This window comes from Leifsonia sp. RAF41, from assembly GCF_052114085.1.
Taxonomy (GTDB): domain Bacteria; phylum Actinomycetota; class Actinomycetes; order Actinomycetales; family Microbacteriaceae; genus Leifsonia.
In genome coordinates, this window is record NZ_JBFREB010000001.1 from 2027816 (window position 1) to 2045161 (window position 17346).

The 17346-nt window shown below is 69.9% G+C and carries 16 protein-coding genes and 1 other RNA gene; 9 read left to right on the top strand and 8 right to left on the bottom strand.

The features are described from left to right. Window positions 1-43 precede the first annotated feature (43 nt). On the bottom strand, window positions 44-3067 hold the full coding sequence (locus AB4Y74_RS09765) for a bifunctional [glutamine synthetase] adenylyltransferase/[glutamine synthetase]-adenylyl-L-tyrosine phosphorylase (protein WP_441798889.1): 3024 nt from the start codon (window positions 3065-3067) through the stop codon (window positions 44-46). A 10-nt stretch (window positions 3068-3077) separates the two neighbouring features. Next, window positions 3078-4415, bottom strand: a complete 1338-nt coding sequence (gene glnA / locus AB4Y74_RS09770; RefSeq protein ID WP_441798890.1) for a type I glutamate--ammonia ligase — start codon at window positions 4413-4415, stop codon at window positions 3078-3080. Between glnA and AB4Y74_RS09775 the strand changes: the two genes are divergently transcribed. Genes AB4Y74_RS09775 through panB form a run of 3 tightly spaced genes read left to right on the top strand, consistent with a single transcriptional unit; the run spans window position 4408 to window position 5913 of the window. Beyond that, a complete protein-coding gene (locus AB4Y74_RS09775; RefSeq protein ID WP_441798891.1) occupies window positions 4408-4644 on the top strand; it encodes a hypothetical protein in 237 nt (78 codons plus the stop codon). The two genes, glnA and AB4Y74_RS09775, sit on opposite strands and share 8 nt — an antisense overlap. Further along, window positions 4641-5027 (top strand): type II toxin-antitoxin system VapC family toxin, encoded by a 387-nt coding sequence (locus AB4Y74_RS09780; protein WP_441798892.1) that lies wholly within the window; start codon window positions 4641-4643, stop codon window positions 5025-5027. The genes AB4Y74_RS09775 and AB4Y74_RS09780 overlap by 4 nt, the downstream gene beginning before the upstream one ends. Window positions 5028-5061: 34 nt before the next feature. Next, window positions 5062-5913 (top strand): 3-methyl-2-oxobutanoate hydroxymethyltransferase, encoded by an 852-nt coding sequence (gene panB / locus AB4Y74_RS09785; protein WP_441798893.1) that lies wholly within the window; start codon window positions 5062-5064, stop codon window positions 5911-5913. Here panB and AB4Y74_RS09790 read toward each other — a convergent pair. Beyond that, window positions 5910-6119 carry an SPOR domain-containing protein gene (locus AB4Y74_RS09790; RefSeq protein ID WP_441786075.1) on the bottom strand — a complete coding sequence of 70 codons (210 nt, stop codon included), beginning with the start codon at window positions 6117-6119 and terminating at the stop codon, window positions 5910-5912. The two genes, panB and AB4Y74_RS09790, sit on opposite strands and share 4 nt — an antisense overlap. A gap of 12 nt (window positions 6120-6131) precedes the next feature. Between AB4Y74_RS09790 and map the strand changes: the two genes are divergently transcribed. Genes map through AB4Y74_RS09810 form a run of 4 tightly spaced genes read left to right on the top strand, consistent with a single transcriptional unit; the run spans window position 6132 to window position 11127 of the window. Then, window positions 6132-6998 (top strand): type I methionyl aminopeptidase, encoded by an 867-nt coding sequence (gene map / locus AB4Y74_RS09795; RefSeq protein ID WP_441798894.1) that lies wholly within the window; start codon window positions 6132-6134, stop codon window positions 6996-6998. A gap of 29 nt (window positions 6999-7027) precedes the next feature. Continuing rightward, window positions 7028-7873, top strand: coding sequence for a polyphosphate--glucose phosphotransferase (gene ppgK / locus AB4Y74_RS09800; protein WP_441798895.1), 846 nt, complete (start codon window positions 7028-7030; stop codon window positions 7871-7873). Between the two features lie 36 nt (window positions 7874-7909). After that, window positions 7910-10438 carry an ATP-binding protein gene (locus AB4Y74_RS09805; RefSeq protein ID WP_441798896.1) on the top strand — a complete coding sequence of 843 codons (2529 nt, stop codon included), beginning with the start codon at window positions 7910-7912 and terminating at the stop codon, window positions 10436-10438. Beyond that, window positions 10435-11127, top strand: a complete 693-nt coding sequence (locus AB4Y74_RS09810; protein ID WP_441798897.1) for a response regulator — start codon at window positions 10435-10437, stop codon at window positions 11125-11127. Before AB4Y74_RS09805 ends, AB4Y74_RS09810 begins: the two co-directional genes overlap by 4 nt. 25 nt (window positions 11128-11152) lie before the next feature. On the opposite strand, the gene rnpB is transcribed toward AB4Y74_RS09810, so the two are convergent. The 4 genes from rnpB to AB4Y74_RS09830 all read right to left on the bottom strand — a co-directional run bounded on the left by rnpB (window position 11153) and on the right by AB4Y74_RS09830 (window position 15307). Beyond that, window positions 11153-11520: RNase P RNA component class A (rnpB, locus tag AB4Y74_RS09815), an RNA gene on the bottom strand. A 39-nt stretch (window positions 11521-11559) separates the two neighbouring features. Then, a complete protein-coding gene (locus AB4Y74_RS09820; protein WP_441798898.1) occupies window positions 11560-12294 on the bottom strand; it encodes a zinc ribbon domain-containing protein in 735 nt (244 codons plus the stop codon). Window positions 12295-12322: 28 nt separating this feature from the next. Further along, a complete protein-coding gene (locus tag AB4Y74_RS09825; RefSeq protein ID WP_441798899.1) occupies window positions 12323-13141 on the bottom strand; it encodes a Nif3-like dinuclear metal center hexameric protein in 819 nt (272 codons plus the stop codon). A 63-nt stretch (window positions 13142-13204) separates the two neighbouring features. After that, on the bottom strand, window positions 13205-15307 hold the full coding sequence (locus AB4Y74_RS09830) for a purine-cytosine permease family protein (RefSeq protein WP_441798900.1): 2103 nt from the start codon (window positions 15305-15307) through the stop codon (window positions 13205-13207). 69 nt (window positions 15308-15376) lie between these two features. On the opposite strand from AB4Y74_RS09830, the gene AB4Y74_RS09835 reads away from it, so the two are divergent. Both AB4Y74_RS09835 and AB4Y74_RS09840 read left to right on the top strand, forming a co-directional pair. Further along, on the top strand, window positions 15377-16183 hold the full coding sequence (locus AB4Y74_RS09835) for a thymidylate synthase (RefSeq protein WP_441798901.1): 807 nt from the start codon (window positions 15377-15379) through the stop codon (window positions 16181-16183). Further along, window positions 16180-16662, top strand: coding sequence for a dihydrofolate reductase (locus tag AB4Y74_RS09840; RefSeq protein ID WP_441798902.1), 483 nt, complete (start codon window positions 16180-16182; stop codon window positions 16660-16662). Before AB4Y74_RS09835 ends, AB4Y74_RS09840 begins: the two co-directional genes overlap by 4 nt. A 28-nt stretch (window positions 16663-16690) precedes the next feature. On the opposite strand, the gene AB4Y74_RS09845 is transcribed toward AB4Y74_RS09840, so the two are convergent. Continuing rightward, the gene (locus AB4Y74_RS09845) at window positions 16691-17335 is read right to left on the bottom strand and encodes a DUF1345 domain-containing protein (protein WP_441798903.1); all 645 of its coding nucleotides are present in this window, start codon (window positions 17333-17335) and stop codon (window positions 16691-16693) included. Window positions 17336-17346 lie beyond the last annotated feature (11 nt).

The following is a 17346-nucleotide window of genomic DNA, read 5'->3' on the forward strand; positions in this document are numbered from 1 at the left end:
ATTTACCTGCCTGAAACGCCGAGGTCGTGCCCGCGGCACCCGCTCAACCGGTCGGCACGGGGCGTTGCGGCGGGCCGTAGAACCCGCGCTCGAAAACCTGTCGGGCGCGCCGCGTCACCGCCAGGTAGTCCTCCTCCAGGCGTGAAGCCGAGCCGGGCGGGTACTCCATCAGCCGTGCGACGCCGTCGAGCGCGACACGGTCGGAAGGCAGGACGTCGGCGGTCTTGTCCGTCCAGAGCGTCATCGCCGAGCGGGTGCGGGAGGCGAAGATCCAGGCCTCGCGCAGCCGCGCCGCGTCCTCGTCGGCGACGAAGCCATGCTCGGCTGCCGCAGCCAGGGCGTCCAGAGTGGATGGGGTGCGCAGCCCGGGCACGTCGGCCGCGTGCTGGAGCTGGATCAGCTGCACAAACCACTCCACGTCGCTCAGCGAGCCACGGCCCAGCTTGAGGTGACGGGACGGGTCGGCGCCCTGCGGCAGGCGCTCGTTCTCGACTCGGGCCTTGATGCGCTTGACCTCCCGGATCTGCTGCTCGCCGATATCGTGCGGGTAGCGCACCTCGTCGGCGAGCTCCTCGAAGTCGGCGAGGAGTGCCGCGTCCCCAGCGATGCCGCGGGCCCGCAGCAGCGCCTGCGCCTCCCACGTGAGCGACCAGCGCCGGTAGTAGGCGCGGTACGACTCGAGCGAGCGGACGGGCGGACCGTTCTTGCCCTCCGGGCGCAGGCCGATGTCCAGATCGAGCGGGAGGCGGTTGTCCTCCGTCAGTCGGTTCAGCTCGGAGACGATCGCCAGGGCGCTGCGGTTCGCGGCCTCCTGATCCGCCGCGAGCGGGCGGAACACGTACATCACGTCCGCATCGGAGCCGAACCCCAGCTCTCTCCCGCCGAAGCGCCCCATCCCGATCACCGCGAACTCCAGCTGGTCGGCGTCGCCGCGAGCCGACCGGATCGCCTGAAGGACGCCGCCGATGATGTTCTCGCTGACGTCGCTCAACCCGTGCGCGAGCTGCTCGATCGTGGCGAAGCCCAGGATGCCGGAGATCGCGAGCCGGAGGATTTCTCGTCGGCGCATGGCGCGCAGCGCGGCGGCCGCCGTGTCCACCGACTCGTGGCGCGCCAGGATCGCGGCGGTCTCGTCCCGCAGCAGCGCCGCCGGTCGTGGCCGCAGCTCGTCCTCGGACTCGAGCCACGCCGCCGACTCGGGGATGCGACCCAGCAGCTCCCCGGCGAACCGTGATCCCGACAGCACGCGCGTGAGACGCTCGGCGGCGCCGCTGGAGTCGCGGAGCATCCGGAGGTACCAGTGGGTGCCGCCGAGCTCCTCGCTCAGCCGGCGGAAGGTCAGCAGCCCGTAATCCGGGTCGGGGCCGTCCGCGAACCACTGCAGCATGACGGGGAGCAGGTGCCGCTGGATGGTCGCGCGGCGCGAGACGCCGGATGTCAGCGCACCGATGTGGGCGAGAGCACCGCGGGGGTCGCGGAAGCCGATCGCTGCAAGTCGGGCCTCGGCCTGCACACTGGTCAGGCCGACTCCCCCGGCGAGGCGGGCATCCTCGGTGGACGTGGCCGCGACGGCGCTGAGCAGAGGGCGATAGAACAGCCGCTCGTGCAGCCCGCGCACGCGGTGCTTGATCTCGTTCCAGGTGACCAGCAGCTGGTCGGCGTTGGGCGCAAGCCCCGTGGCGCGGGCGAGGATGCGGACGTCCGCTTCGTCGCGGGGCATCAGGTGTGTACGCGTGAGGCGTCGCAGCTGCAGGCGATGCTCCATGAGGCGCAGGGAGCGGTAGTCGTGGGAGAAGGCCGCGGACTCCTCCCGGCCGATGTATCCCTGCGCCGCCAGAGCATCCAGGGCGGAGAGGGTGTCACGCTGGCGCACCTGCTCGTCGATCTGCCCGTGGACGAGTTGCAGCAGCTGGACGGTGAACTCGACGTCGCGCAGTCCGCCCGGACCGAGCTTCAGCTGGTAGTGCACCTCATCGTCCGGGATGTTGTCGGTCACGCGGACGCGCATCCGCTGCACCGACTCGACGAAGTTCTCGCGGGATGCGCTGCTCCAGACTTTGGGAGCGAGGGCGTCGACATAGCGCTGCCCCAGTCCGTGGTCTCCGGCGAGGGGGCGCGCCTTGAGCAGGGCCTGGAACTCCCATCCCTTCGCCCAGCGGTCGTAGTACGCGACGTGCGACTCGAGCGTGCGGACGAGGGCGCCGTCCTTGCCCTCCGGTCGCAGGTTGGGGTCGACCTCCCACAGCCCCGGCTCGACCGCGGGCTCGTAGATCCCGCGCATCGTCAGCATCGCGAGCCGGGTCCCGATGTCGACGGCGCGGCCCGGCTCGAGACCCGCGCTCTCGACACCCTCCGTGACGAAGATCACGTCGACGTCGCTGAGGTAGTTGAGCTCGCGCGCGCCCGCCTTACCCATGCCGATCACCGCGAAGGGCGTGGCACGCACCTGTTCCTCGGGGTAGCGGCCCGGCCCTGCGCCCATCGTCATGCGTCGTGCGACGGCGAGGGATGCCTCCAGTGCCGCCGCCGCCAGGTCGCTGAGCGCGGCGGCCACCGCGTCGAAGCCGGCGACGGGATCAGGTTGCTCGAGGTCGACGCTCGCGAGCTGCACGAGGCGGCGGCGGTAGCGGATCCGCAGAGCGGTCCATGCGGTTTCCTCGGCGTCGGCGGCGACGCCGTCGGTCGCGCCGACCGCGTCGAGGAGATCCGCGCGCAACTCGTCCGCCGACGGGAGGCCGCCGACCGGCCGGGCCAACGCATCCAGCTGGTCCGGCTGCCGGAGGAAGAACTCGGCGACGCCCTCCGATGCCCCGATCACGCGGAACAGCCGCCGCGCGTCCTCCTCGGTCCGGAACGACTCCGCTGCCTGTGCAGGCGCGTGTCGCACCAAGCGGAGGGCCCAAGCGAGGGCCGTGTCGGGGTCGGCGGCCACGGAGATGGCGCTCGTCAGCTGCTCGGGAGCCAGGCCGGTCAGGTCGGCGAGTTCATCGAGCTCCGCCCGGACAGAGCTCAGCCCCACGAACCCGGCACGCGCCAGGGCCGTGAGGGAGAGCTGCTGCCGGGTCACGACGAAGCGGTCAGAGGATCTCGAGGTTGGTGCGCAATTCGTACGGGGTGACCTGCGCCCGGTACTCCGCCCATTCACGGCGCTTGTTGAGGAGCACGTAGTTGAACGCCTGCTCCCCCAGCGTCTCGGCGACGAGCTCGGAATCCTCCATCAGCGAGATGGCGTGATCGAGGCTTGCCGGCAGCTGGTTGTAGCCGAGCGCGCGGCGCTCCCCGTCGGAGAGAGCCCAGACGTTGTCCTCCGCCTCCGGCGGCAGCTCGTACTGCCCCTCGATGCCCTTGAGCCCGGCCGCGAGCAGCAGAGAGAAGGCGAGGTACGGGTTGGCGGCGGAGTCCATCGCGCGGTACTCGACGCGCGAGCTCTGGCCCTTGTTCGGCTTGTACAGCGGAACGCGGACCAGTGCGGAGCGGTTGTTGTGCCCCCAGCTGACGAAGCTGGGCGCCTCGTCACCGCCCCAGAGGCGCTTGTAGGAGTTCACGAACTGGTTGGTGACCGCGGTGATCTCCGGCGCGTGGCGCAGCAGGCCCGCGATGAACTGGCGGCCGATCTTCGACAGCTGGTACTGGGCGCCCGCCTCGAAGAAGGCGTTGGTGTCGCCCTCGAACAGCGACATGTGGGTGTGCATCCCGGATCCCGGGTGCCCGGAGAGCGGCTTCGGCATGAATGTCGCGTAGACGCCCTGCTCGATGGCGACCTCTTTGATGACCGTGCGGAACGTCATGATGTTGTCCGCCGTGGTCAGAGCGTCCGCATACCGCAGGTCGATCTCGTTCTGCCCCGGGCCCGCCTCGTGGTGGCTGAACTCGACCGAGATCCCGAGGTCTTCCAGCATGCGCACGGAGCGGCGGCGGAAGTCGTGTGCGGTGCCGCCGGGCACGTTGTCGAAGTAGCCGGCCGAGTCCACGGGATCCGGGCCGTCCTCGCCGAACGACGACGACTTCAGCAGGTAGAACTCGATCTCGGGATGCGTGTAGAAGGTGAAGCCGCGGTCAGCGGCCTTCTCGAGCGTCCGCTTCAGCACGTTGCGGGGGTCGGACACCGCGGGCTGGCCGTCGGGCGTCGTGATGTCGCAGAACATGCGGGCGGTCGGGTCGATCTCGCCTCGCCACGGCAGGATCTGGAACGTGGTCGCATCCGGCAGCGCGAGGAGGTCGGACTCGTAGTTGCGCGTCAGGCCTTCGATGGCGGAGCCGTCGAAGCCGAGCCCCTCGCTGAAGGCCCCTTCGACCTCGGCCGGAGCGATGGCGACGGACTTGAGCGTGCCCACCACGTCGGTGAACCACAGCCTCACGAACTTGACGCCACGCTCCTCGATCGTGCGAAGAACGAAGTCGCGCTGCTTGTCCATCCTGCCCCTTTCCTCGGCCGGTTCCAGACTAGTGGGACAGCGGCGGTGGCATGACGACTCGGACAGCAGACTCCTGTTGCATCTCATCGAGGCGGGCGAGCAGCGCATCCGCGAGGAGCGCGCGCAACAGATCGACGAGCGCCGCGCCGAGTTGGAGCGCATGAGCGCTCGATACGCAGGCATGTTCACCGAGAGCCTCGCTTCGATCCGCGAAGGTTGGCCCGAGTGACCCTCGCCGTGGACGCAGGGGTCCTGATCGCAATTCTTGATCCTTGGGATATCCACCACGCAGCGGCGACTGAAGTATTCGCCGTGGGAACCCGGTATCTGGTGCACCCGGTCAACGTGGCCCAAGCCCTCATCAATCCGGAACGGGAGGGCCACGCCCTCGAGGCGTTCGAGGACCTTCGCCGCTTCGGCGTCACGCTGACGACGCTCGGCCCCAACGAACCACTGATCCTCGCGCGCATCCGAGCCGAACATGGCCTCCGCATGCCCGACGCATGCGCCCTCGCTGTAGCGGTGGGCAACGACATCCCTCTGGTCACGTTCGACACGCAACTCGCTTCGGCCGCGTCGGAACGGGGACTCCTCGAGCCAGTGCCCGTCTGAGTCCGGACTTCCGCTCCGTCACTAGACTGACCGCATGAGCGAGCAGTCACCGGTGCCCTCCGTCCACCCCACCACCTCGTCGATGCAGGCGCTGAAGCGGGTGCGCACTCGCCACTTCCAGGCGGCGAAGGAAGAGGGGGCGCCGTTCACAGGACTGACCAGCTACGACATGCTGACCGCGCAGATCTTCGACGAGGCCGGGATCGACTTCCTGCTCGTCGGCGACTCGGCCGGAAACAACGTGCTCGGCTACGACACGACCCTGCCGGTGACGGTCGACGACCTCATCCCGCTGACGCGCGCGGTCGCTAAGGCGGTCAAGCGCGCCTTCGTCGTGGCGGACATGCCGTTCGGTTCGTACGAGACCGGGCCGCTGGAGGCGCTCCACACAGCAGTGCGGTTCATGAAGGAGACCGGCGCCCACGCGGTGAAGCTCGAAGGCGGACGGCGCAGCGCCGAGCAGATCCGGCGCATCGTGGATGCGGGCATCCCCGTCATGGCGCACATCGGCTTCACGCCGCAGAGTGAGCACGGCCTCGGCGGGCACCTCGTGCAGGGGCGCGGGGACAGCGTCGAGGAGCTGCTCGCCGACGCCCACGCGGTCGAGGAGGCCGGTGCGTTCGCGGTCGTGCTCGAGATGGTGCCGGCCGAGGCCGCGAAGCGGGTCACCGCCGAGCTCCGCATCCCGACCGTCGGGGTCGGCGCAGGTCCGCACGTCGACGGGCAGCTGCTGGTGTGGACGGACTGGGCCGGGTTCACGACCGGGCGCATCCCTCGCTTCGTCAAGCAGTACGCCGACCTCAAGACGGTGCTGTCGGATGCCGCGCGCGCCTACAAGGCGGACGTGCAGGAGGGGTCGTTCCCGACCCAGGAGCACAGCTTCTAGCGGTTGTCCTCGGCGTCCTCTTCCGCCCACTTGGCCGAGTTCTCGCGGAGCTTCTCCAGCGCGTGCTCGGCCTCCTCGCGGGTGTCGAACGGGCCGACGCGGTTCGGCGCAGGAGACAGGAAGCCCTGCTCGACCTCGCCGGTCTTCATGTTGTACCAGTACTTGTGCTCGGCGTCCTGCTTGATGCCGTACTCGTCGCTCGTCATAGAGTTGATCGTATGCCCAAGGATTCCACCGGTCACCTCATCCCGGGCCGCGTCAGCGCGATGCGCCCGGTCCCCAGCCGCATCCCGCGACCGGAGTACGTGGGCCGCCCGGGACCGGCGCCGTACACGCGGGGCGACGTCTACACCCCCGACGAGGTGGAGCTGATCCGCGAGTCGGGGCGGATCGCCGCGCAGGCGATCGCGTTGGTCGGCGAGGCGGTGCGACCGGGCGTGACGACCGAGGAGCTCGACATCATCGGGCACGGGTTCCTGCTCGCGCACGACGCGTATCCCTCCACGCTCGGCTACCGCGGCTACACCAAGTCGATCTGCAGCTCGGTCAACGAGGTGGTGTGCCACGGCATCCCGGACGACACGGTGATCGAGGACGGCGACATCGTCAACATCGACATCACGGCGTACAAGAACGGCTTCCACGGGGACAGCAACCAGACCTTCATCGCGGGTACGGCCTCGGCGGAGGTCACGCAGCTCGTCGACCGCACCCGCGAGGCGCTGAACCGTGGCATCAAGGCGGTCGCGCCGGGACGCCAGGTCAACGTCATCGGGCGTGCGATCGAGTCGTACGCCAAGCGCTTCGGCTACGGCGTGGTCCGCGACTTCACCGGGCATGGTGTCGGGGCGGCTTTCCACTCGGGGCTGATCATCCCGCACTACGACGCGGCGCCCAGCCACGACGACGTGATGGAGCCCGGGATGGTGTTCACCATCGAGCCGATGCTCACCCTCGGTACGCACGAGTGGGAGATGTGGCCGGACGATTGGACGGTCGTCACGCGGGATCGCAGTGTCACGGCCCAGTTCGAGCACACGCTGGTCGTGACCGAGCGCGGGGCGGAGATCCTCACCCTCCCCTGACCTCCTCCAATGCGCGGTAGATTCGTGTCATGACTTCGCAGAATCACGCGATCGGCATCGACATCGGCGGTACGGGGATCAAGGGAGGGCTGGTCGACCTGACGACCGGTGAGCTGGTCAGCGACCGGGTCAAGCTCCCCACTCCGGACGGGGGCAAGCCCGACGACATCGTGGAGACCACCAAGGAGATCGTCGACCAGCTGGCGAAGGCGGAGCCGGACGCGCCGGTGGGCGTCTGCTTCCCGGCGATCGTCAGCCACGGCGTGACGCTCTCCGCGGCGAACGTGGCCAAGGACTGGATCGGGCTCCACGCCGAGAACCTGTTCGAGAAGGCGCTCGGTCGCGACATCCACTTCGTCAATGACGCGGACGCTGCCGGCTACGCCGAGACCCGCTTCGGTGCGGCGAAGGGCAAGGACGGCCTGGTCATCATGACGACACTCGGCACGGGGATCGGCTCAGCCCTCATCTACGACGGCATCCTCATCCCGAACGCCGAGCTCGGCCACCTCGAGGTCGACGGGCACGACGCCGAGTCGCGTGCCGCGTACTCCGCCAAGGAGCGCGAAGACCTCAGTTGGGAGAAGTGGGCCAAGCGGTTGCAGAAGTACTACTCGACCGTCGAGTTCCTGTTCACTCCCGACCTCTTCATCGTCGGCGGTGGAGTGTCGAAGAATTACCAGGAGTTCCTCCCGCTGCTGAAGCTGAAGACGCCGATCGTTCCGGCGGTGCACCGCAACAACGCGGGCATCCTGGGCGCGGCAGCCCTCGCGGTCCGCGGCGAGCGCCGTGACGCCGGGCACCGTGGTCGCAGCGGCGAGGTCGGCACACCGGACGACGCACTCACCCCCGCCGGCGCCGCTCCGGGCGCCTGACGCGGCGCGTCTGGACCGATAGCAGAGGGCGGACGCATGCCTCGTGGTCACCTCAGGGTGATGCTCGGCGCCGCCCCCGGCGTCGGGAAGACGTACGCGATGCTCGAAGAGGGCAGACGGCTGAGAGCGCTCGGCACGGATGTGGTGGTCGCGGTCGCAGAGACGCACGGCCGCGCCGCCACGGCCGCGATGCTCGACGGGCTGGAGGTCATCCCCCGCGCGGTGACCGAGCACCGGGGTGTCACCCTGGACGAACTCGACCTGGATGCCGTGCTGCGGCGCTCCCCACAGGTCGCGCTGGTTGACGAGCTCGCGCACACCAACGCTCCCGGTTCGCGCAACGAGAAGCGGTGGCAGGATGTGGACGCCATGCTCGCCGCCGGGATCGACGTCATGTCGACGGTCAACATCCAGCACATCGAGTCGCTCGGCGACGTGGTGCAGCAGATCACCGGCGTGCAACAGCGCGAGACGATCCCCGACGCGGTCCTCCGACGTGCGGACCAGATCGAGGTGGTCGATCTGGCCCCGCAGGCGCTGCGCGACCGGCTCGCCGACGGCGTCGTCTACCCGGCAGCGCGCATCGACGCCGCTCTGTCGAACTACTTCCGGTTGGGCAACCTGACCGCCCTGCGCGAACTGGCCCTGCTCTGGCTGGCCGACGAGGTGGACAGTGCGCTGCAGCGGTACCGCGCCGAACATGGGATCGCGGGAACCTGGGAGGCGCGCGAACGGGTCGTGGTGGCGCTCACCGGTGGCCCGGAGGGCGAAACGCTGCTGCGGCGCGGCGCCCGGATCGCTGCGCGGAGTGGCGGCGGCGAGCTGCTGGCGGTGCACGTCACCAGCCCGGACGGCCTCCGCGAGGCGGCTCCCGGCGCCCTGGCCGCCCAGCGAGCGCTGGTCGAGCAGCTCGGCGGCAGCTACCACCAGGTCGTCGGCGACGACATTCCGCGCGCACTGGTGGAGTTCGCTCGCGGCGAGAACGCGACCCAGCTCGTCATCGGGGTGTCCCGGCGCAGCCGGCTGGCGGCCCTCCTCACCGGGCCGGGGATCGGAGCGACGGTCATCCGCGCATCCGGCGACATCGACGTCCACATCGTCTCGCATGCCCGGGCCGGCGGCCGCTTCTCGCTGCCGCGGCCCCGCGGCGGACTCACCGTGCGCCGCCGGGTGTACGGATTCGCCCTCGCGCTGGTCGGCGGCCCCCTGCTGACGCTGGTACTGGCGAACACGCGCTCCCCGGAGTCGATGACGGCGGACGTGCTCGGTTACCAGCTGCTCACCGTGGTGGTCGCACTCGTCGGCGGCATCTGGCCGGCCCTGTTCGCCGCGCTGCTGTCCGGGCTCACGCTCGACTACTTCTTCGTCGAGCCGCTGTACACGATCACGGTCGGCGAGCCCCTGCACCTGATCGCGCTCATCCTCTACGTGGTTATCGCCGCCCTGGTGAGCCTGGTCGTCGACCTCGCCGCCCGACGGTCACGCGAGGCACGGCGGGCCGCAGCGGAGGCGGAGCTGCTGGCGACCGTCGCCGGCGGTGTCATCCGCGGCGAGGATTCGGTGCACGCGCTCGTGGCGCGCACCCGGGAGGCGTTCGGATTGAGCGCGGTGCGACTGTGGTCCGTCGACGGCGACGAGCTGCTCGCGGCCGACGGGGAGCCGGCGGAAGCGGAGTCGGCGGAAGCAGAGTCTGCGGAAGCGGAGGAATCACGCACCGAGCGGCTCCCGGTGGGGACGCGAGCCGTGCTGGAACTCGCGGGCCGCGATCTGGAGGCAGGCGATCGCAGGCTTCTGGCCGCCATCGTGGCGCAACTCGACGCTGCGCTGGAGCACCGCGACCTCGCCGCCACCGCATCCGAGCTGGGCCCACTCGCGGAGGCCGACCGCGTGCGAACAGCACTGCTCGCCGCGGTCGGGCATGACCTCCGCAGGCCGCTCGCCGCAGCCACGGCCGCCGTCACCACCCTGCGTCAGCCCGATCTCCGACTCGATGCCGACGATCGGGAAGCACTGCTGGAAACTGCGGAGGACAGCCTCAACGGGCTGGCCGGCCTCGTCACCGCTCTGCTCGACGCGAGCAGGATCCAGGCCGGAGTCCTCGCCGTGTCGCTGAATTCGACCGAGCTCGACGACGTCATCCTTCCCGCCCTCGACGAATTGGGGATCGGCCCTGCCGACGTCGAACTGGACCTGCCGGAGAACGTGTCGTCGGTCCTCGCGGACGGCGTCCTGCTGCAACGTGTCGTGGTCAACCTGCTGGGAAACGCGCTCCGTTTCAGCCCAGCGGGCACGCGTCCCGCGCTCGCGGCCAGCGAGTTCGCCGGCACTGTGCAGCTGCGGGTGATCGACCACGGCCCCGGCATCCCGATCGAGCGCAGGGAGGCCGTCTTCGCGCCGTTCCAGCGGCTCGGCGACACCGACAACGAGAGCGGGATCGGCCTCGGCCTCGCTCTCTCGAAAGGGTTCGTGGAGGGCATGGGCGGCTCGCTCGAAGCCGAGGACACCCCGGGCGGCGGCCTCACCATGGTGATCGCGCTCCCCGCATCCGGAGAGGACGTCGCATGAAGGTGCTGATCGCCGACGACGACGCGCAGATCCTTCGCGCGCTGCGCATCCTGCTGACGGCTCGGGGATACGAGGTGCTGACCGCGCGCACCGGCGCGGAGGCCGTGACTCAGGCGGTCGAACACCACCCCGACCTCGTCATGCTCGACCTCGGGATGCCGGAGCTCGACGGCATCGAGGTGATCGAGGGGTTGCGGGGCTGGACCAGCGTCCCGATCCTCGTCGTCTCCGGCCGCACCGGCTCCGGCGACAAGGTGGACGCACTCGACGCCGGCGCGGACGACTACGTGACCAAGCCGTTCGCCGCCGACGAGCTCCTCGCCCGCATCCGCGCGCTGACCCGTCGTCAGCAGGCAGTCGCGGATGAGCCGGTCGTCGCCTTCGGCGACGTGACGGTCGACCTGGCGGCGCGCCAGGTCACCCGGAAGGTCGGGGAGCGCACCGAAACCGTGCGGCTGACCCCCACGGAGTGGACGATCCTCGAGGTGCTGCTGCGCAACCCCAACCGCCTGGTGACCCGGCAGGCGGTCCTCACGCAGGTCTGGGGTCCCCAGTACACCAGCGACACCGGGTACCTGCGGCTCTACCTCGCGCAACTGCGCAAGAAGCTGGAGCCGGAACCCTCGCGGCCGCGGTACCTGCTCACCGAGCCCGGGATGGGATACCGCTTCTCGCCGGACCCCGCCTGAGCGAGGCGTCGATCGATACGCGAAGGGAATGGGCCGGCTGATACGCCGGGTTCTGTCGCGGTGCGTGCACCGCGGACGGCCATCTATCTCGGGACGACGTTACCGCCGCCCTCCAGCGGTCTACCCGGGGACGAGACGAGCAGCCTCATGGTCCCCTGTCCGACCTTGCTCCGGGCGAGGTTTACCCAGCCGGCCGGGTCACCCCGGCCGCTGGTGGTCTCTTACACCACCGTTTCACCCTTACCGCGGGCGTGAGCCCACGGCGGTCTACTTTCTGTTGCACTTTCTCGCGGGTTGCCCCGGGTGGGTGTTACCCACCGCCCTGCTCTGCGGAGCCCGGACGTTCCTCGGCGGCCCGCTGACGCGGACCGACGCGACCGTCTTGCCGACCCATTCCGGGCTCAACCCTAGCGCAGGCGCCCCCGGTGCGGATCAGAGGCCGGAGTCTTCTCCACGGACGAGGATCGCACTGCTGTCCGGGCACAGCACGACGTCGTCGGGCGCCGCTCGACGGATGTCGGAGAGGTCGGACTCGGTCAGCTTCACGTTGGAGCCGAGGGACACCCCGCGGACCAGCGCCGCGGCCCCGAGACCGTAACGGGCACGCTGCCGTTCGTACAGCTCCACCAGGTCGGCCGGGAGCGCATCGGCGATCGTGGCACGGTCGGCCGCCACCGCCTTGCGCTGCACCTCGACCTTGCCGCCCTCGTCGGCGCGCTGCGCCTCCAGGGCTTCGACCCGGCTGTTCAGTCCCGCGCGCTCCGCCTCCACGGCCGCGAGCGTCTCCTCGAGACCCTCCACGCGTTCCATGACGGTCAACTCGATCTCTTCGAGGTCGTCTTTGCGCTTGGCGAGCGAGGCGAGTTCGGCCTCGAGCGCCTGGACGTCTTTCACGGAGGAGGTCTGCTGCACGCGGTCGCTGTCGCGCTTCACGCGCGCCTCGACGATCTCGACGTCGGACTCCACCCGCTTCAGCTCGGCGCGGGCGTCCTCCAGCTCACCGGTGGCGGCGATCCACCGGGCGCGCAAGGCGTCGACCTCCGGTTGCAGTTTCGCCAGCTCTGCCGCCTGCGGGAGGTTCTTGAGGGCGTGCGCGAGCTGCGCCAGGCGGGTATCGGCGGCCTGAAGGCGTAGGAGTTCGTTCTGGTCGGCGGGACTGGCTTTCACGATGCGGTGCTTCCTTCGTGCGGGGTGGTCATTGCAGGATGGCGAAATCCCAGGGGTCGGTGCGCAGCTCGCTCACGACGACCTCGGTGCCGGGGAGGGCCGCGCGCAGCTGCTCAGCCGCGGTGTCGAGCCACAACCACTCACTGGCCCAGTGCGACACGTCGAGGAGGGCGGGGCCACCACCGAGGGTGGCCTGTTCTCGCGCCTCGGATGCCGGATGATGCCGGAGGTCGGCGGTGATGTACACGTCGGCTCCGCGGACGGCCTCATTGCTGAGCAGGGAGTCGCCAGCGCCACCGCAGACGGCGACGCGGGTCACCGGCTGGTGGTAATCGCCCGCCGCGCGGACACCGCCGGCGGTGGCGGGGAGGATGTCGGCGAGCGCGCGGGCCAGCAGCCCGAGAGTCGTGGGCTGAGGGAGATCGCCGACCCGGCCGATCCCCGTGACGCCGTCTGACGACGGCGCGATGGGACGGGTGTTGCGCAGGCCGAGCCGGGCGGCCAGCACGTCGCTGGTGCCGTCGGCGACGACGTCGGCCGTGGTGTGGGCGGCGTACAGGGCGACCCCGCCCCGGATCAACCGTGCGAGCAGGGCGCCCTTGTAGCGGTCTTCCGCGATGCTCGTCACCCCGCGCAGGAGGAGCGGATGGTGCGCGATGAGCAGGTCTGCGCGGAGCTCGACCGCTTCGTCGACGGTGGCGGCCACCGCATCCACCGCGAGCAGGATGCGCCCGACCTCGGCCGCCGGATCGCCTGTGACGAGACCCGGCGCATCCCAGCTCTCGGCACCCGCGAGGGGCCAGAGCTGCTCCACGGTGTCGCGGACGGAGGCGAGAGTTTTCGGCACGTCGATCAGCCTACGGGATGGGTCTCGGCCGAGGACCGACGGAATCGGTTCTGTGGACGGCGGTCAGGCTGTGGACAACTCCCGATCCGCCGCCAGCTCCTGTCGGCGGACGGCGGGAGCCGCCGAGACCAGCACGCCGAACAGACCGATCACGAGCGCGATCACGACTCCGATGTTGCTCGTGCCGATGCCGGCCTGCGGATCGATGCCCACCCAGCGGAAGAGATACCCCTCCCACTGCAGCCAGGGCAGCCGTGAGCTGATGGTCCCCCATCCCACCACGGTGCCGGCCACGAGCAGCGCGAGATTCGTCCAGCGCCAATCCGGGTACACACCGCCACGCGTCAGCAGCGACTGCTGGTGGAGGCGCCGCGTCCGCAGCATCATCTCGCCCGAGAAGACGCCCACCCAGGCGGCCACCGGCACGGACAGCGCCGTCGGAACGCCCCGGATCACCGCGGACAGATCGGTCACGCTCGCCGCCAGCACCCCGCCCGCGATCGCGACCGCCACACCTGCCGCGAGGGTGCTCCACCGCCGCCCGAGCCGCACACCGAGGGCGTCGATCGTGAAACCGGTCGAGTAGAGCGTCAGCACGAGAGCGCTGACGAGCGACAACCCGACGGCGAGCAGGAGCGGAACCGGATACCAGCCGGGCAGCCCGAGATCGACGAGAGCGGCGACGGGATCCTGGGCCAGCTCTCCCGCCAGCTCTGGGTTGGATGCCGCCAGCAGGCCGCCGTACGAGACCAGAATGAACGGCGGCACCGCCGCACCGAACGTCGCCCACAGCATCGCGGCGCCGCCCGACGAGAGCGGTTGCTGGTAGCGCGCCACCTCCGAACTGCTCATCGCCCAGGCCAGCCCGACGTAGCTGAACACCAGCACGGCGCCGGTGACGACGTGGGTCCAGATGGCGTCAGGGGCGACGAGAGCACTCGTCACATCCACATGCCGCCAGGTCGCCATCACCATCAGCACTATCAGGACGGCGGACGCGATGGTGAGCACCAGCTGCACCCGCGCGACCAGCGCATAGCCGACGAACGCGATGGCGGCGGCCACGACGATGGTCGCGGCGAGCGCGACCGATGTCGCGCCGACCGCGTTGCCGGGCCACTGCTCCCCTTCGGTGAGCGAACCGGCCGCCGACCCCGCCAGCCAGAGGAGCACCGCGCCCCAGAACAGCTTCACGACGAGGGCGAGGACGGTCGGGATGACATTCCCCCGCAATCCGAAGAACGCGCGCGACGCGACCAGGGTGGGCTGACCACTCCACTTGCCCGCCAGGGTGCCGACTCCGAGTGGAAGGAACGACAGCGCTACTCCGACGAGCGTCGCCACCAGAAGCTGCCGCAGGCTGAGGCCCAGGACGAACAGGGTGGCGCCGACGCCGACGCTGATGAGGGATGAGGTGCCCGCGAACCAGAGCCAGAACATCCGCGAGGCGCGACCCACCCGGCGCTCCAGGGGTGCGGGCTCGAGGTCGGCCGACTCGGGCGCGAAGATGCTCCGGCGGACGTGGCGACCGCCGAGGGGTTCGCGGGCGTCGGAGGGCGGCGCGGGCGCGGGCGGAGTGGATTGCGGGATGGACGTCTTCGCGGGGTCGTCGGCGGCGCGAGGCGGGTCGGCGGCCGGAGATTCTCTTTCGGTTACCGACTCCGCGTGCGGCGGGGTCTCCAGGGCGACGACGGGGAGCAGAGGTACGGGTTCGGAGTCGCGTGGAGCCAGCTCCGGCGGCACCAGGCCGAGGGGCTCCGCCCGGGCGACGGGCTGGAACGTGGGCGGCTCCACCGGCTCCGGCTCCGGCTCTGCGACCGGTTCCGCTCGCTGGATCGGGATCGCCGCGGTCGCCACCCACGGACTGAACGTCGGTTCGGGCCCGGTTTGCTCGCGCCTGACCGGCAGGTCGTCGAAGCTGATCAACCCGGTCGACGGCTCGCCCCTGCCGTCCCCGTCGTCGTCGTCCGCATCCTGTGCTTCCCCCTCCCCGGACGCGTGTTCCGTCACGGGATCCCGCTGGACGACGATCGGAATGGCGGACGTGATCCGTGCCACCTCCTCCTCCAGCGCGCTGGCGAGCTCGTCATCGCTGTGCCGGTCATCGCTGTGCCGGTCATCGCTGTGCCGCTCACCGCTGTGCCGCTCGCGCGCTGCCCCGTCCATGACGCCAGACTACGACGCGCCGCACCCCCGGGTGGAGAGGCGACCTGCCCGGCGAAGTACCATCGGAACGTGAGCCAGATTCCCACCCCGTACGAGGACCTACTGCGCGACGTTCTGGCGAACGGCACGCATAAATCCGACCGCACCGGGACCGGCACGCGCAGCGTCTTCGGCCGCCAGCTGCGGTTCGACCTCGCGGACGGCTTCCCGCTCATCACGACGAAGCGCGTCCATTTCAAGTCGATCGCCTATGAGCTGCTGTGGTTCCTCCGCGGCGAGAGCAACGTCGGCTGGCTGCGCGACAACGGCGTGACCATCTGGGACGAATGGGCCGATCAGGATGGGGAACTCGGCCCGGTCTACGGCGTGCAGTGGCGCTCCTGGCCGACGCCGGATGGGCGCCACATCGATCAGATCCAACAGGTCATCGACACTCTGCGCACCGACCCGGACTCCCGCCGCATCATCGTCTCGGCCTGGAACGTCGCCGAGATCCCCGACATGGCCCTCGCGCCGTGCCACGCGTTCTTCCAGTTCTACGTCGCCGACGGCAAGCTCTCGTGCCAGCTGTACCAGCGCAGCGCCGACATGTTCCTCGGCGTCCCGTTCAATATCGCGAGCTACGCGCTCCTGACGCTCATGGTCGCCCAGCAAGTGGGCCTCGAACCGGGCGAGTTCGTCTGGACCGGCGGCGATGTCCACATCTACGACAACCACGTGGAGCAGGTCACGGAACAGCTCACGCGCGACCCCTTCCCCGCGCCGACGCTGCGTTTCGCCCGCACGCCGGACAGCATCTTCGACTACCGCTTCGAGGACTTCGTCGTCGAGGACTACCAGCACCATCCCGCGATCCGCGCCGCCGTCGCCGTATGACGCTCGCGCTCATCTGGGCGCAGGCCCACGACCGCGTCATCGGGGCGGACGGCGTGATGCCGTGGCACCTGACAGAGGATCTCCGCCACTTCCGCGCGTTGACCGGGAACGATCCGGTGATCATGGGGCGTCGCACCTGGGAATCGCTCCCTCAGCGCTACCGTCCCCTTCCGGGACGCGAGAACGTGGTGGTCACCCGCCAGCAGGACTGGGAAGCCCCCGGCGCGACCGTCGTGCATTCTGTCGACGACGCTCGAGCGGCAGCAGGTGACACCTCCATCGTCTGGGTGATCGGCGGCGCCGAGCTCTACGGCCAGACTCTGCCGATCGCCGACCGGCTGGAGGTCACGGAGATCGACCTCGCCGTCGAAGGCGACGCGCAGGCGCCCGACCCCGGCCCCGGCTGGAGCATCGACGCCGGTGAATGGCGCACTGCCGCCAACGGCCTGCGCTACCGCTTCCTCACCTACACCCGCTGACCGCCCCGGCATTCCGACCTCAGCGCCCTCAGCCGAGGCCGGCCACCAGGTTCACCGTCGCCGCGACGATGACCGTCCCGAAGAGGTACGACAGCAGCACGTGGTGCAGGATCGAGCGGCGGATGTACGAGCTGGAGATGTCCGTGTCCGACACCTGGAACGTCATCCCGAGCGTGAACGACAGGTAGGCGAAGTCGCTGTACTGCGGCAGCTCCTTCTGGTTGAAGTCGATCCCGCCTCCGGAACGGTAGAACAGCCGGGCATAGCGCAGCGCGTACAGGGTGTGCACCAGCGTCCACGACAAAGCCACCGACACGACGGCGAGCAGAGCGACGCCCAGCTGCTTCCCGCCGCTGAGGTGCTTGGCGTCGACGAGGATGTAGACCACGGCCACCACGCTGGCGGCAGCGGCGAGGATGAGGATGAGATCGGCCGTGCGACGTCCCGGATCCTCCAGGGTCGCGTGGCTCTTGGTCGACTCGCCGTCCAGGCGCCAGACCGCGCCCCACACCCAGGTGACGTAGACCAGACAGGCCGCCGCCCATCCCGCGATGATCGCGTAATGCCAGGCGTTGAGGATGCCGACCCCCACACCGACGACCAGGCCTGCGGCGAGCGCCGTCGACATCTTGATGCGGGTGCGCCCGCGGCGGCGCTTCAGTTCGTCGGTCACACTTCGGATGT

What these genes read in the sequence shown, in the direction of transcription:
- AB4Y74_RS09810 (WP_441798897.1), top strand. Translation starts at nt 10,435, where the DNA reads ATGAAGGTGCTGATCGCCGACGACGACGCGCAGATCCTTCGCGCGCTG.
- map (WP_441798894.1), top strand. Translation starts at nt 6,132, where the DNA reads ATGCCCAAGGATTCCACCGGTCACCTCATCCCGGGCCGCGTCAGCGCG.
- AB4Y74_RS09840 (WP_441798902.1), top strand. Translation starts at nt 16,180, where the DNA reads ATGACGCTCGCGCTCATCTGGGCGCAGGCCCACGACCGCGTCATCGGG.
- panB (WP_441798893.1), top strand. Translation starts at nt 5,062, where the DNA reads ATGAGCGAGCAGTCACCGGTGCCCTCCGTCCACCCCACCACCTCGTCG.
- AB4Y74_RS09805 (WP_441798896.1), top strand. Translation starts at nt 7,910, where the DNA reads ATGCCTCGTGGTCACCTCAGGGTGATGCTCGGCGCCGCCCCCGGCGTC.
- AB4Y74_RS09790 (WP_441786075.1), bottom strand. Translation starts at nt 6,119, where the DNA reads ATGACGAGCGACGAGTACGGCATCAAGCAGGACGCCGAGCACAAGTAC.
- AB4Y74_RS09830 (WP_441798900.1), bottom strand. Translation starts at nt 15,307, where the DNA reads ATGGACGGGGCAGCGCGCGAGCGGCACAGCGGTGAGCGGCACAGCGAT.
- glnA (WP_441798890.1), bottom strand. Translation starts at nt 4,415, where the DNA reads ATGGACAAGCAGCGCGACTTCGTTCTTCGCACGATCGAGGAGCGTGGC.
- ppgK (WP_441798895.1), top strand. Translation starts at nt 7,028, where the DNA reads ATGACTTCGCAGAATCACGCGATCGGCATCGACATCGGCGGTACGGGG.